Below are 13,727 nucleotides of genomic sequence, written 5' to 3' on the forward strand. Positions count from 1 at the left end.
CTGGGCCTTCACCCTCACCGCCACCGCCTGCAATCTTGTGCGAATACCAAAGCTCCTGGCCCAAACATGAGACCAACGCTCCACCAAAGCGCCGATCACCCGGGATAGACCAGCACCCAAAACCACCCTCATAGGGGGCTGACCTCAAACCAAGGCCCAAAACCCTATACGTCAGACTTTTTCAGCAGCCTGCTAGGAGGAGTACTCTAGTGCCACCGGATGAGGGTATTCGGTCCTGCCACTGATCCATCCTAGGAAGCAGTTAACCAAGTGCCGATCTAAATCAACCTGCTCCTACGTGTCTAATCGTGGGCAACTTTGATGTCGATGGGGGATATGTCGCAAGCGGGGCAGTGTTAGAGTGAGCTTGCCCCCAACGTCGGACCGGCTTGAGGCCGAACTTCCCGTTCTTCTGAGCTTGCCCCCAACGTTGGACCGGCCTGAGGCCGAACTTCCCGTTCTTCAGACCATCGGACGGCTGGGTCGTCCGATGAACTTCTCAATGGCAAAGTCTTCTAAAGCCCTCAAGAGGCGCAAATCCTGAACGAACAATGGTGAAAACACTACATCATGAAAAGACCGCAGAGTGCTCCAGGTTGCCGCCCGTCGGCCCAGGGAACCATCGTCCCGACGAACCGCAGGCCGATCATGCACGATACTCAAACTGGGCCATTTAGATGGAGCTGGTCATGGTCATGTGGCAAATGACAAAGGCACAAATGATCCGCCTGCAGGCGTTTCGGGACGTCTTCGTGTTGGGCGTTCCGCCGCTGCTCAGGTGATGCCACCACGCGCGGCGACGGTAAACTTCTCAACCCTGCCCGCTTCGCTCTTAATCCATACGAAGTCCACCATGTTGCTGACGACGCAGGCGTGGTTCGGCACGATGTGGATGCGCTGTCCGACGTGCAACTTTTTGCCGCCGGCCCAGGCCAGTATTCCATGTTCCTCACTCAGGGCCGAAACTTCCACGTCGTCGTGGCCCAGAACCTGGCCGTAACCCCTCAAACCGATGAGGTCCGAGGTGAGGGTCTTTGATCCGGCGTCGATGATCGCCCGGCCCGTTGCCGGCAAGCTGACCACAGTCGCCAGAACCGTGAGCGCGCAGTCTTCCCAACTGCGTACTCCGTGCTGCACAAGGGAGCGGTCATTGTAGATGTAGGTGCCGATCCTGTATTCGGTGACGCCCTCGACCTCGCCGGACGTCCACATGTCCGGGGAGCCGCCGCTGGAGACGACCGGACAGTCAAGGCCGACCGCCGCCAGGAGCCGCTTTGCCTCGGCCATGAAGGCTTGAACCTGCGCGCCACCGCCGACTGCGGGGTAGGTCATCAGGCCGGCGAAGGCGAGGCCCGGGCTGCTGGAGATCGCCTGAGCAAGGGTCACGGCCTCTTCGGGAGACGCAACCCCGCACCTATGGGCGCCGCTGTCACACTCCACCATGACCGGCAGGGCACGCGGCGCATCGGCAAAGGCAGCGGAAAGACCCTCGATCACCACAGGATTGTCGGCGGTGACGCAGACTTTGCCCAGCCGCTCAGCCAGCCGCCGCAGCCGGGCAAGCTTCGCGGAACCCAGGATATTGTACGTTATCAGAATGTCGTCCAGACCGTGGTCGGCCATGACCTCGGCCTCGCTGAGCTTCTGGCAGGTGATCCCCACCGCGCCCGCAGCGATCTGCGCCTTGGCGAAGTGCGGCAGCTTGTGAGTCTTGATATGCGGGCGAAGCGAAAGCCCATGCTGATTACAATGGGCCTGGTACTGTTCGATGTTGCGCCGCGCAACCGCTTCGTCGATTACAACGGCGGGCGTTTCGATGTCGTCGACTTTCATGAAGCTCTCTTTTTATCGGGAAGATCATGCGGGTTTGACGTGCGCGGCCATATCCGGCGGGTCAGATTGCGGTAGTCGTTGGTCGCCGGGTCACTCGGATAGGGGCCCTCCACAGAAACGTAGAGAATCTCTGACGCAATGCGCGAAAACGCGTCCTGGAAATGGTTGGTCGACTTCACCACCAGAATCTTCATTGCGAGAGGATCGATACCCAGATTCAAAAAAACATCCGGACTGAAGACCTGAGAGCGGACCGTGGAGAGTATCACCTGGATACCCGCAACCTCGATCCAGACGGAATCGCCAAGTGGTACGATACTCGTTCCAAATCGCTGTGCGGCATCGGCAACGGTCTTGTGGACTATGACATCGGCATCGATGGGCTCCCCCGCATCGCCGGACATCTTGCCCCCGAAGCGCAACCGCAACCGCGCCCCTTCGCCGGCGGAAAAACAAGTGCGCACGGCAATGGGGTCCCAGATCGAAGCCAGGGCCGCGCCGCCGATCCGACGTTCCATCAACGCCCTCAGGACAATCGTCGAATCACCGGCCACGCCGCCGCCGGGATTGTCCCAGATATCAGCAATCACCACCGGGCCGGCATCGGCGCGTTGCGCCTGATCGAGCGCCGTCTCCACGGTCAGAAATTCGGGCCGGGCCTTGCCGCGATAGCCGAACAGTTCCATGCCGAGCCGCTCCGCCAGCCGGCCGCCCTCCGCCGCGGCATCATCGGTTATGACCACGATCTTGGTTCCGAGATCCGGTACGTCACCTGCCATGAAGCCATGGATGACCGAGATGGAAAGGACACTGCGCTCCTTTTCCAGTCCGAGCATCCGTTCGACGAAGCCGCGCATCGGCTCCCGGTCGGTCGGCAGGATATCAATCATCTTGCAGTCGAACACCGACATGACAGGCTTGATGTCCCCCCCTACGGCGCGCTGCACGAGGTCCACCAGCTTCTCCGCTGCAACGACGAAGTCGGTATGAGGAAACTCCTTGAAGGCGACGAGCAAGTCGGCGTTTTCGACACACAAGGCCGAAAGATGGCTATGCGGGTCAAGCGTCGCACCGATAACGGCCTCCGGACCGACGAGATCACGGATCGCTGCCAACAGCTCGCCTTCACAGTCGAGACAGTCCTGCGCCACCATGGCGCCGTGCAGGCCCAGAAGCACGGCGTCCACCGGTAAGGCCGCCCGCAGCTCGTCGAGCAACTGATCGCGCAGAAATTCCCAGGCCTGTTGATTGATGATGCCACCGGGCTCGGCCCAGGCCGCCGTACCTTCAATCAACGCCCAGCCATACTGCGCAGCTCTGGCCCTGGCCACCGGGAACACCGCACTGCACAGCGTCGGGGTTTTGGGATGCTCGCCCGGCGCTGCGTAGAAGCTGTCCTTGAAATCGCGCAGATCCGTGCGAAGAGGCGAAAAGGTATTGGTCTCCGTGGCGATCGAGGCGACGAAAACGCGACGGGGCTTATTCATTCGCCTGCTTTCCCGGCAAAGCCGCAATGTTGTGGCACGCACTGCGGTGGTTATCGCTCAGCGCTACGTATTCGGGGGCCTCGACGCTGCAGCGCTGCGTGGCGAAGGGGCAGCGCGGATGAAAACTGCAACCCGGCGGCGGGGCTGCGGCACTGGCCGGTTCGCCCAGGGCTTTGGCGCGGCGGCCCGCCCGCGAGGGGTCGGGGCGTGGAATCGAATCGAGTAGCAGCCGCGTGTAGGGGTGCGAGGGCCTGGCGAAGATCTCCGCCTTGGGGCCGGTCTCAACGATGCGGCCCAGATACATCACCGCCACCCTGTCGCTGATGTGACGTACGACCCCGAGATCGTGGGAAATGAACAGCATCGCCACGCTGCTCTTGCGCTGAATTTCCTTGATCAGGTTCAGCACCTGCGCCTGGATCGATACGTCGAGGGCCGAGACCGGTTCATCGGCGATCACCAAACGTGGCGAGAGGATCATGACCCGGGCGATGGCGATCCGCTGGCGCTGGCCGCCGCTGAACTGGTGCGGGTGACGCGACATGACTTTGGGATCGAGCCCGACCAGCGCCAGGATCTCCGCGATCCGCGCGCGCGCGTCCCTGGCCGTTGCTGCAAGACCATGAATGCGCAACGGCTCAGCCAAGGTCTGTTCGATTGTCAGGCGTGGATTCAGGGAGGCGAAGGGGTCCTGAAAGATCATCTGAATCTGCCCGCGCAGAGGCCGGAAAGCCGCCTGACTTAGCCGCAGGATGTCCTGTCCCTCCAACAAGGCTTCGCCGCTGGTCGATGGTTCCAGGCGCGTAAGGGTGCGGCCGACCGTGGATTTGCCACAGCCGGATTCACCGACCAGGCCCAGGACCTCTCCCGCCTGAATCTCGAAAGACACCCCATCGACGGCTTTCAGCGCGGCCGCGCGGGGGCCGAATGGCCAGGAACGGCCGGCTTGGAAATGGGTCTTCAGATCGCGTACGGCCAGCAGGGGTGCCGTCATGGTGCCGCCTCATCAGGGAAATGGCAGAGGACGAAGTGGTCCTCGGGATAGGTTGCGGTGACGGGCGTTTCCAATGTGCAGCGCGAAGCGGCGTAGGGGCAACGCGGATGAAAAGCGCAGCCGCCGATCTGCTCATCGATCCTCGGTACCCTCCCGGCGATCGCCGGCAAGGTCTCGCAGTCTGCGTCCGCATCGGGAATCGAAGCCATCAGACCGCGTGTGTAGGGATGGCGCGCCTCGGCGAACAATCCGGCGGCTGAGGCGCTTTCGACGACCCGGCCGCGATACATGACGGCGATGGTCTGGCAGGTTTCGGCGATGACACCCAGGTCATGAGAGATCAGCACCACCGCCATCCCGGTACGCGCCTGCAGGTCGGCCAGCAGATCGAGGATCTGCGCCTGCACGGTGACGTCCAGCGCTGTGGTCGGCTCGTCGGCAATCAGCAGGCCGGGGTCACAGGCAATCGCCATGGCGATCATCACCCTTTGGCGCATGCCGCCGGACAGCTGATGCGGGTAGCTTTTGAGCCGCTCCTCCGGGGCGGGAATGCGCACCAGGGCGAGCAGTTCGGCCGCGCGCGCCAGGGCGGCACGGCGGCTCATGGTGCGGTGCTGACGCAAGACCTCGACGATCTGGTCGCCGATGCGGTAGACCGGGTTGAGGCTCGTCATCGGCTCCTGAAAGATCATCGCCATCTGATCGCCCATGATGGCGCGCCGCTCGGCCGCCGGGAGCCGGGTCAATTCACGGCCTGCAAACCAGATTTCACCAGCGGTTATGCGAACCTGGCTTCCCTCCAGCAAACCCATGATGGCCAGGGACGTCAGGCTTTTGCCGCAGCCGGACTCACCAACGATACCAAGCGTCCGGCCGGCCTCCACCGCAAAGGAAACATCCTCAACGACAGGCAGCAGTGCACCGCCGCTGGCCACGGCAATGCAGAGGTTCCGGACTTCGAGCAGCGCCACCTCCGTCACACCCCCGCGATATCATCTTTGAACCGCGGATCGATGCTGTCGCGCAGCGCATCGCCCACAAGGTTCATGGAGAAGACCGAAAAAATGATCAGAATGCCGGGAAAGATCAGCAGCCAGGGCGCACGGGTCACGTAAATGCGCGACTCCGATAGCATGTTGCCCCAGCTCGGGATTTCGGGCGGCAGGCCCAACCCAAGGAAATCGAGAGCGGCGGCTTGAAGCTGGGCGAAGGCGAAGATGAAACTCGCCTGTACCAGCAAGGGCGATATCAGGTTCGGCAGGATGTGACGGAACAGTACACTGCAATGCCCCGCACCGGAGCAAACCGCCGCCTCGACAAAGACCTCGTTCTTCAGCTTCAGCGTCATGCCGAAGAGAATCCGCGCCGTTGTCGTCGTATAGACGATACCGATCACGATGATGGTATTCGCGACACTGCGCTCCAGCAACGTCATGAGAACCAGCGCCAGCAGCAGCGCCGGGAAGGCCATCAGCACATCGATCATCCGCATCAGTACATGGCCGAGGCGGGTGAAGTAGGCCGACAGCATGCCGATCAGGCTGCCGGCGGTGAGAGAGACGACGACCGTGCCGAGGCCGATAATCAGCGCCATGCGGGCGCCGTAGATGCAGCGCGACAGTGTGTCCCGCCCGAAATTGTCGGTCCCGAACCAGTAACTTTCGCCAGGCTCCGACAAGCGGTCGACCGGCGCGATGGCCAAGGGGTCGAAGGGCGCGAGCAGCGGCGCGGCAAGGGCGCAGATCAGAATGAAGGTCAGCCAGACGAGGCCAAGGAATGCGAGGCGCCGGCCGCTATAGGGGTTGAAGAGCGCGAGAGCGTTCATTTCAAAGATACCCTCGGGTCCAGCCAGCCATAGGCCAGATCGACCAGCAGGTTGGTGACCATATAGAGAATCACGATGACGAGGATCACCCCCTGGATGACCGGGTAGTCACGGCGCAGGATCGACTGCACCACCAGCCGCCCGACGCCCGGCAGGGAAAAGACGGTTTCGGTCACCACGGCCTCGGACACCAGCGCGGCAAAGGTAAAGCCAAAAGCCGCGGCGACGGCGATCAGGGCGTTGCGAAAAACATGGGCATAGGCGACCCGCAGGGGGTGCAGGCCTTTGGCCCGGGCGGTGCGCACGTGGTCCTCGCGCTGCACATCGAGCATCGACGCCCGCACGAGCCGAATGATCAGCGCCGCATTGGGGGCGGCCAGTGTCAGGCTCGGCAACAGAAGGTAACGCAGATTGGTCAGGCCGCCCTCGTCGGAGATGGACGGAAACCCCGAACTTGGCAGCCAGCCGAGGGTCACCGAGAAAATCAGAATGAGATAGAGACCGAGCCAGAATGTCGGGATCGAAGCGGCGAACATCGCCCCACCGGAGCTGACCTGGTCGATCCAGGAGCCGTGTTTGGTCGCCGAAACGACACCAATGGGGACGCCGAAGATCACGATCCAGAACATCGTCATGACCGCCAGCAGAATGCTCGTCTCGGCGCCATCGGCGATGACCGACAGGACGGGCGCCTGGAAGAAAATGGAGGTGCCCAGGTCGCCTTGCAGAAAGTTCCCGAGCCAGAGAACGAACTGCGTATAAAGCGGCTTGTCGAGGCCCATTTCCCGGGTCAGTTGGGCGACATCCTCGGGGGTGGCCGTATCGCCCAACAGAACCGCGGCGGGATCGCCGGGGATCAGGTGGATGAATATGAACACCAGTAGGGAAGCGGCCAGCAGTGTCGGAATCAGGACGAAAATTCGTTTGATGGCGTAGGCCAGCATTGCGGTAGCTCGGTCTTGATCTTCTACGGTCTGGGCAGCAGCGGCGGCTCTCCCTCCCGCAGGCTCGCGGGAGGGATCACCTTAGCGGAAAACCTTGCGCTTAGTTGTCCACGTTCCAGAAATGCGGCCAGATCAAGGTTGAAGAGGCCAGGCCGGTCAGCTTGGGCGAGGCGATGTTGTAGGTATAGACATCGCCGGTCTTCATCGTCGGCACCTGTTCGTAGATCGCGCTCTGAATCTGCGACCAGATCTTCTGGCGTTCAGCTTCGTCGGCGGTGCCGGTGAACTTTGCTTTCAGGCCCGCCTTTTCGGCGGTGGCCCACCAGCCGGGGTAGTTGTCGTTCATCACCGAAATGAGGATCGGATCCGGCACAAACCCGTGATGGGTGAAGAACAGGTCCCACTGGTCGGGCTGTGCGCGTTTTTTGATCAGTGTTGCCCAGTCGTAGACCTGCAGGTCTATGTTGAAGCCGGCCTGCGCCAATTGCTTGGTGAAGACCACCGCCTGATCGTAGTGAAAGGCGTAGTTGGTGGAGACCATGAACTTGATCGGTTCGCCTTTGTAGCCCGCCTTTACGGCCATTTCCTTGGCGCCGGCCGTGTCGCCGCGGCTGAAATTGTCCGCCCCGGCGTCGCTGTACCAGACATTGCCCTCGGGCAGGAACGAGCCGTTGGCCCGCCAGAGTTTCTCCGGGCCGATCGACACCTGCAGGGCAGGGACCTTGTCCAGGGCCGCCTGAATGGCGCGCCGCAGGGCATAGTTCTCTTTCAGCGGGCCTTCCTTGGAGTTCATGAAGATCAAGCCGAAAATCGGCCCGCCGTTGAGGATGGTTTTCACGTTCGGGTCGGCATCGAGATCGGCAAACAGGTCGCCTGGAATGCTTTCGGCATAGTCATAGTCGCCGGCCTTCAATCCGCTGACACGGGTGCCGACGTCGGGCACGGGAATGAAGCGGATCTTATCGAAGTGTGCGGTCCTCGCACCGGCATAACCGTCCGGCGCCGCCTCGATGGACGCGTAGCCATCATGGCGGACCAGTTCGACGTGGCGGTTCGCCTTCCACTCGCTGAACTTATAGGGGCCGGTTCCGATGTAGTTTTCCGGGGCGATCGGTTCCTTGCCGGCAGCAGCGGCAACCGAAGCCGGATAGATCGCCGGACCGCCGTTGATGAAAGCCAGCAGGTTTTTCCAGGGACCGAAAGGCGCCTTCAGCTTGATCGTGATTTCGTGGTCGCCGGAGGCTTCGATGCCGGTCACATTGGAATACAGCAGGCCGCCGCGCGAACCGTGCTCGCCCCAACGGTTGAGGGACGCCAGGACATCCCCGGCAACCATCTCCTGACCGTTATGGAACTTCACGCCTTTGCGCAGGGAGATGACGATGGTCTTGCCGTCATCCTCCAGCTTTTCATCGGCGGCCAGAAGGCCGACCGGCGCGTTGGCGCTGTTGAAGGTATAGAGCCCTTCGAACATATGGTGGGCGATAGTCGTGGCCAGATCGGAGGTCACCACATGCTGATCCAGGCTGGGCGGTTCGCCCACGGTCGCATAGCGCAGAGTTCCGCCGGCCCATGCCGAGTTCGCCAATACCAGGGCCGCGCAGCCCGCCATGGCGGATTTCCACCAGAGACTGATTTTCATTGTTTGATCCTCCCTTATTGCAGCCCGTATCGCAGTCTGCCGTCGTTTTAGGTTCTTATGGGTTATGCATGAAAGAAAATTACATAATTATCTGTTTCGGTCAATTCCTATTTGCAAATCATGGGAAATACGGGGTAAATAATGAAAATTTCTTACACAATTGGACCCTAGGAGACCCCATGCTCGATCAAGCCACAGGCATCACGCGTTTCGAGGCGGCGGATCCGGCTGCCGGCGGCCAGCGGCGACCTTTTGCAAAAGCCGTGCGCGCCGGCGACTTCATCTATATTTCAGGGCAGGTGCCGGCTGAGAAAGGCGAGATTGTTGCCGGCGGAATTGTTCTCCAGACCGAAAAGGTCATGGAAAACATTGTCGGCGTTCTGAAGCTTGCGGGATGCGGGCTTGAACATGTGATAAAGGTGAATGTCTGGTTGGACGACCCGCGTGATTTCTCCAGCTTCAACGGAGTTTTCGAGAAGTACTTCATCGATCACCCCCCGGCGCGCTCAACCGTTCAGTCAGCCCTGATGGTGGATGCCAAGGTCGAGATGGATGTTATTGCCTATAAACCGGAGCCATGAACCCAGAGGGCCCTCCACCATCGATGTCTAAAGTTGTCGATATCATTTCTCAGATGAGAAAACTCGAAGGGTCTTTCCCCAAGCGGGAACAGAAAGTTGCCGACTATGTTCTCGGCAATCTTGAAAGAGTCGTCTATCTGCGTCTGAACGAAATCGCCGAGGCCTCGGGTGTTTCCGACGCCACGGTCAATCGGTTTTGCCAGACGCTCGGTTGTGCCGGGTTCAAGGATTTCCGGATCTCCATCGCACAGAACGTTGCCGTCAGCCTGCAGTACCTGGGCGGACCGAGTGACGAGCTCTCGCCCAAGGACCAACTGGTAACCCAGGTTTTCGGTGCACTGATCGATACCCTCAACCTCGCGCGTAACCAGCTTGATACCGGGCCCCTGCAGGCCGCGATCAAAGCCATGGCGGCGGCGAACCGGGTTGCGTTCTATGGCGTTGGCGGCAGCTCGGCCAACGTGGCACGGGAAGGCGCCAATCGCCTGTTCCGCCTGGGTATCCCGGCCGAAGCCCACTCCGACGGTTACCTGCAGAGAATGCTGGCCTCGACCCTGGACGAGGGGGACGTCTTGTTCACCGTTTCCTCCAGCGGTTCGCCGGCGGAGCTGCTCGACAGCGTGGCCATCGCCCAGCAATACGGCGCCCAGACCATCAGTTTGACCAAGACCGCTTCCGATCTGGCGCGTGCAACGCAGATCTCGATCGAAGTCGACCTTCCTGAAGATCAGGATATCTTCAAGCCGACGTCATCGCGCCTGGTGTTCATAGCGATCATCGACGTACTGGCCACCGGGATCGCAAGGGCTCGCTCGGAGATCGTCAAAGAGAAGCTGCGGCGCATCCGATCGTCACTAGCCCCATTGTCAAAAGACGTTGGACCCAAGCCGGTCGGCGATTGACGGCGCTGCAGGGCACCCGGCAAAGCCAACTCTATCTTGGAGAACACGGCGCAAATTCAGTATGGCTTGAAGGCTGAGAACGTGAAGAAAAGACTCCACAGGAGCCTTTTTAGGGTGAAGGGCGGGCACAGGCGAGGAGCCGGAGCGCAGTCTGCGTAGCGGCAAACCCTAAACTCGAAGCCAAACTGGTTGACGCTTTCGACCCGCCAATGAAAACGTCCTCGGTTCTATATAGAGGCGCGCAGCACGCAGTCGATGATCGAACCGTCACGGTACTCAACGAGTGCGGCGATGGGCCCTTCGGGCACATAGGGAGCCTTGTTGGCTTGAGAACGGGCGGCCTCGATCAACGCGTCGATGCCGGCAATCGGCAGGCCGGCATCTTGCAGTCTTGCGGCAAGGTCCGGGCGACGCGGGTTGACGGCCAGGCCGGCCTCGGTGACCAAAAGGTCGACGTCGCGTCCGGGTGTCGTGATGCAGCTGACGGCCTCGACGATCTTCGGATAGCCACCGCCGGTCAGGCGCGTGGCGGCCACGGCAAGTTTTGCCCCCGCGGCAGTGTCCGGATGTCCGCCGCCGCCGCCGATAATCTGGCCGTTGCCGCCAAGTGTGACGTTTACGTTGAAGCTGCGGTCAACCTCGGCGGCGCCGAGCAGCATTAGGCTGAGGCGGTCCACGACCGGATTTGGGTGCAATGGGCTGGCGTACTCGGCCGCGGATATGGCGCGATGCCACCCATCTTCGCGGTAGGAACGGGCGGCGTCGGTGTCGAAGCACTGCACGTCCAGGATCTCGCGAAACGGCACATCCCGTGCCAGGGCCACATGGGAACCGGTGATGCCACCGCAGATGAAGCCGCCGACGGCCCCATTGCGGCGCATCTCGGCTCCGATCTCCTGCGTCGCCGCCAATGGAACGCCGCCGGCGCCGGTCTGAAAGGAGAAGCCGTCGACCATCAACCCAGAGGCGGCGACGGCCCTTACGGCCAGGGAGACAATTCGCCTGCCGACCGGGTCGCTTGCTGGATGGGTCGCGCCCGACATGATGCCCGCAGGGTCGCCGATGGTGTCCACGGCTACGACATGGTCGACCCGCTCGGCGGCGATGTCGGCGATCTCAAGCCGCTCTGTACTGACTTCCTCGGCCACCACAACCACTCGGTGCGCATAGTCGGCATCGACCATGGGATAGCCGAGAGGCCCGCAGGCCGCCCGCCCCAGGGCGCCACTGGCGCCGCCATAGACATCCGCCACCGGGGCCGCGACGAAGGCGACATCGATGGCAAGCCGGCGGCTGGCGATCGCCCGCGACCGGCCGCCGTGGGTCTGAAAAACTGCGGGGCAGCCAAGTGTACCCGCGACGATCTCCCGGGCGACCGGGCCGATGGCATAGTCCGTCCAGATCCCGTTGACCAGGCCGCTGCGGATATGTTCGACCAGGGGGGCATGCACGGGGAAAAGAGAGCTCATCGCGATTCTCAGGCCGCTTAGCCCACGGACTGCGGCAATCTCCAGCACCGCGTTGAGGACCGCATCGCCATTGCGCAGGTGATGGTGGAACGACAGTGTTGCGCCATCAGCGATTTCGCAGGCATCGAAAGCAGCATGCAGATCCTTCAGCATCTTCTTGCGCAGCGGCCGCGGCGCCTCTGGCGCCGACAGGGTTTCGCGGGGCTGCCGATTGTCGTCGCTGTAGCGCCAGAGCGCGCCGTAGCCGGTCAGTTCATCCGGCAATTCGGCCAGACGCGGGTTCTCCGGTCGCTGTGTTGTTGCGGACCCGCGGGCCCTCTCGCCGGGAGGTGTCACCGATGTGCTCACAGCCTGTCGTCATCTGCCGGGAGAGGCACTGGACGAGGAGGGGGAAGAAGCGTGGTCGCAATCCCGAAAAGGCGTAACAGCACCGCCTGCCAGTCGCCCACGACCTCTATTGCAACTGCTTGGCCGACCGGAAAGCCAAGACTCTGGCCGGGCGCCAGCCGACGGTGTGTTACGTCCCGGCCGTCCACCCAGTGCAAGCAAACCATTCCCTTCAACGGCACGAAGACCGACCAGGTGTCGTAGGCAAGCGCCGGGGTCGTCTTCTGCCGGCGATCGAAAACTTTGACATTCAGCTCGAAGGTGCCGTCGTCGTCGCACCAGAGCCGGCACTCTCCCGGTGGATATAGAGGCAAAGCCGGGTCTTCGGCCACCGCAGCTCGCCAATTCCCGGTATGGTCGCTGACGATCGTGCCAAGATGCTGAAGGCTGTCAGGCGAGACCCCCGACCGACGCAGTAGCGCCGCAGACTGCTGTGCGATGAGACGCCCGACACGGGGCGCATCTTCTCCTTCGGCAAACAACAGCCCTGCGCTGAGCTCCACATCCGGCAAGGCGTCTTTCGGACGCTGCTGTCTTCCTGAAGAAACCCGCACCATGGCACACCTATTCCGCGAAGCTCTGCGGCAACACTGCGATAGCGCGGGGGGCAATGCCAAATAGCGCCTTCCTTGACGGGCAATAGGTTTTTTCTATAGCGTTGCGGTAATGGAGGCCGCGCGGTGGACATAAAGCAACTTCGCTACTTTGTGGCGATTGCCGAAGAGGGCTCTCTCTCAGCGGCGGCCGGACGGATTGGCATCGCGCAACCCTCGCTGTCCCAGCATGTGAAAAATCTGGAGCAGCAGTTGGGAATCGACCTGCTGGCGCGCTCGCCGCGTGGGGTGACGCTGACCCAGTCGGGTGTGATTCTGCTCTCTCATGCGCGTCGGATCCTCGCGGCTGTGGAACAGGCATCGGAGGATGTGCGGGCCTCCGGCCTGGAGCCGCGCGGGGAAGTCAGCTTTGGACTTCCGAGTTCGGTTTCGATGGTGCTTTCCGTTCCTCTGGCAGAAACGGTGCGCCTTGAACTGCCGGAAGTGAGGCTGCGGGCAATCGAGGCCATGAGCGGCTTCATCCAGGGCTGGCTGGAGGAAGGCTCCATCGATCTGGGCATTCTCTACGATGTCAGTGCGTTGAAACACATGCAGATCCGGCCACTTATAACCGAAGAGCTGTTTTTCTTCTCGGCGCCGGATCATTGGCCTTTCAAATCGTCGCCGGACCGGCCGGTGCCTCTGGCCGAGGTGGCCAAGCTGGACCTCATCCTGCCGTCGCGAAGTCACGGCCTAAGGGCGATGATCGACCGTTTCGCCCGTGCCAATGGGATCGATCTTCGGGTCTCGATCGAAATGGATGCGCTGACTCAGATAAAGACTCTTGTTGCGCGCGCCAGCGGCTATACGATTCTAGCGCCGGCGGCGGCACAAGACCTCGTCGCGCGCGGAGAACTTGTCGCGGCTCGCATCGACGAACCCGTGATGCGCCGCCCGGTTTACTTGGTGCGCAGTCCCGATGCGACGGTCACCCGCGCCAGCCAGGAAGTTGAGCGCCTGACGCTGCAGGTCATTCAGGACCTGACTTCGCGAAACATATGGCGCGGCTATGCGATCAACGAGGAGACCCGGGTATAGGTGTTTCCTATAACGGTGATCCAAAAAACGTC

12 protein-coding genes are annotated in these 13,727 nt (G+C 61.7%); 3 read left to right on the plus strand and 9 right to left on the minus strand.

Annotated features, from left to right (window positions below; genetic code table 11):
- Positions 1-774: 774 nt before the first annotated feature.
- From HBA54_RS18375 to HBA54_RS18405, 7 genes are all read right to left on the minus strand, one after another.
- Entirely contained in the window at positions 775-1,833 is a 1,059-nt protein-coding gene (locus tag HBA54_RS18375) for a D-TA family PLP-dependent enzyme (RefSeq protein WP_167227320.1), read from the minus strand.
- A complete protein-coding gene (locus HBA54_RS18380) occupies positions 1,830-3,320 on the minus strand; it encodes a M81 family metallopeptidase (RefSeq protein ID WP_167227322.1) in 1,491 nt (496 codons plus the stop codon). Before HBA54_RS18380 ends, HBA54_RS18375 begins: the two co-directional genes overlap by 4 nt.
- Positions 3,313-4,314 (minus strand): ABC transporter ATP-binding protein, encoded by a 1,002-nt coding sequence (locus HBA54_RS18385; RefSeq protein WP_167227324.1) that lies wholly within the window; start codon positions 4,312-4,314, stop codon positions 3,313-3,315. The genes HBA54_RS18380 and HBA54_RS18385 overlap by 8 nt, the downstream gene beginning before the upstream one ends.
- Positions 4,311-5,294, minus strand: a complete 984-nt coding sequence (locus HBA54_RS18390) for an ABC transporter ATP-binding protein (protein WP_167227326.1) — start codon at positions 5,292-5,294, stop codon at positions 4,311-4,313. Before HBA54_RS18390 ends, HBA54_RS18385 begins: the two co-directional genes overlap by 4 nt.
- Entirely contained in the window at positions 5,291-6,139 is an 849-nt protein-coding gene (locus tag HBA54_RS18395) for an ABC transporter permease (RefSeq protein WP_167227329.1), read from the minus strand. The genes HBA54_RS18390 and HBA54_RS18395 overlap by 4 nt, the downstream gene beginning before the upstream one ends.
- Entirely contained in the window at positions 6,136-7,083 is a 948-nt protein-coding gene (locus HBA54_RS18400; RefSeq protein WP_167227331.1) for an ABC transporter permease, read from the minus strand. Before HBA54_RS18400 ends, HBA54_RS18395 begins: the two co-directional genes overlap by 4 nt.
- Before the next feature lie 100 nt (positions 7,084-7,183).
- The gene (locus HBA54_RS18405) at positions 7,184-8,725 is read right to left on the minus strand and encodes an ABC transporter substrate-binding protein (RefSeq protein WP_167227333.1); all 1,542 of its coding nucleotides are present in this window, start codon (positions 8,723-8,725) and stop codon (positions 7,184-7,186) included.
- Between the two features lie 68 nt (positions 8,726-8,793).
- Here HBA54_RS18405 and HBA54_RS18410 point away from each other — a divergent pair, with 68 nt between their 5' ends.
- Together HBA54_RS18410 and HBA54_RS18415 are read left to right on the plus strand one after the other, a co-directional pair.
- Positions 8,794-9,306, plus strand: coding sequence for a RidA family protein (locus HBA54_RS18410; RefSeq protein ID WP_322096070.1), 513 nt, complete (start codon positions 8,794-8,796; stop codon positions 9,304-9,306).
- Positions 9,307-9,359: 53 nt separating this feature from the next.
- Positions 9,360-10,208, plus strand: a complete 849-nt coding sequence (locus tag HBA54_RS18415) for a MurR/RpiR family transcriptional regulator (protein WP_240932764.1) — start codon at positions 9,360-9,362, stop codon at positions 10,206-10,208.
- A gap of 227 nt (positions 10,209-10,435) precedes the next feature.
- Here HBA54_RS18415 and HBA54_RS18420 read toward each other — a convergent pair whose 3' ends face one another.
- The gene (locus HBA54_RS18420) at positions 10,436-12,013 is read right to left on the minus strand and encodes a citrate lyase subunit alpha (protein WP_205944752.1); all 1,578 of its coding nucleotides are present in this window, start codon (positions 12,011-12,013) and stop codon (positions 10,436-10,438) included.
- An 8-nt stretch (positions 12,014-12,021) separates the two neighbouring features.
- Positions 12,022-12,621, minus strand: coding sequence for a hypothetical protein (locus HBA54_RS18425; protein WP_167227337.1), 600 nt, complete (start codon positions 12,619-12,621; stop codon positions 12,022-12,024).
- A gap of 123 nt (positions 12,622-12,744) precedes the next feature.
- On the opposite strand from HBA54_RS18425, the gene HBA54_RS18430 reads away from it, so the two are divergent.
- Positions 12,745-13,695 carry a LysR family transcriptional regulator gene (locus tag HBA54_RS18430; protein ID WP_167227339.1) on the plus strand — a complete coding sequence of 317 codons (951 nt, stop codon included), beginning with the start codon at positions 12,745-12,747 and terminating at the stop codon, positions 13,693-13,695.
- Positions 13,696-13,727: the final 32 nt, after the last annotated feature.

The organism is Pelagibius litoralis, assembly GCF_011683915.1.
Taxonomy (GTDB): Bacteria; Pseudomonadota; Alphaproteobacteria; order Kiloniellales; family Kiloniellaceae; genus Pelagibius; species Pelagibius litoralis.

Coding starts and splice junctions, on each gene's coding strand:
- HBA54_RS18400 (WP_167227331.1), bottom strand. CDS start 7,083: ATGCTGGCCTACGCCATCAAACGAATTTTCGTCCTGATTCCGACACTG.
- HBA54_RS18380 (WP_167227322.1), bottom strand. CDS start 3,320: ATGAATAAGCCCCGTCGCGTTTTCGTCGCCTCGATCGCCACGGAGACC.
- HBA54_RS18410 (WP_322096070.1), top strand. CDS start 8,794: ATGAAAGAAAATTACATAATTATCTGTTTCGGTCAATTCCTATTTGCA.
- HBA54_RS18425 (WP_167227337.1), bottom strand. CDS start 12,621: ATGGTGCGGGTTTCTTCAGGAAGACAGCAGCGTCCGAAAGACGCCTTG.
- HBA54_RS18375 (WP_167227320.1), bottom strand. CDS start 1,833: ATGAAAGTCGACGACATCGAAACGCCCGCCGTTGTAATCGACGAAGCG.
- HBA54_RS18405 (WP_167227333.1), bottom strand. CDS start 8,725: ATGAAAATCAGTCTCTGGTGGAAATCCGCCATGGCGGGCTGCGCGGCC.
- HBA54_RS18415 (WP_240932764.1), top strand. CDS start 9,360: ATGAGAAAACTCGAAGGGTCTTTCCCCAAGCGGGAACAGAAAGTTGCC.
- HBA54_RS18385 (WP_167227324.1), bottom strand. CDS start 4,314: ATGACGGCACCCCTGCTGGCCGTACGCGATCTGAAGACCCATTTCCAA.
- HBA54_RS18395 (WP_167227329.1), bottom strand. CDS start 6,139: ATGAACGCTCTCGCGCTCTTCAACCCCTATAGCGGCCGGCGCCTCGCA.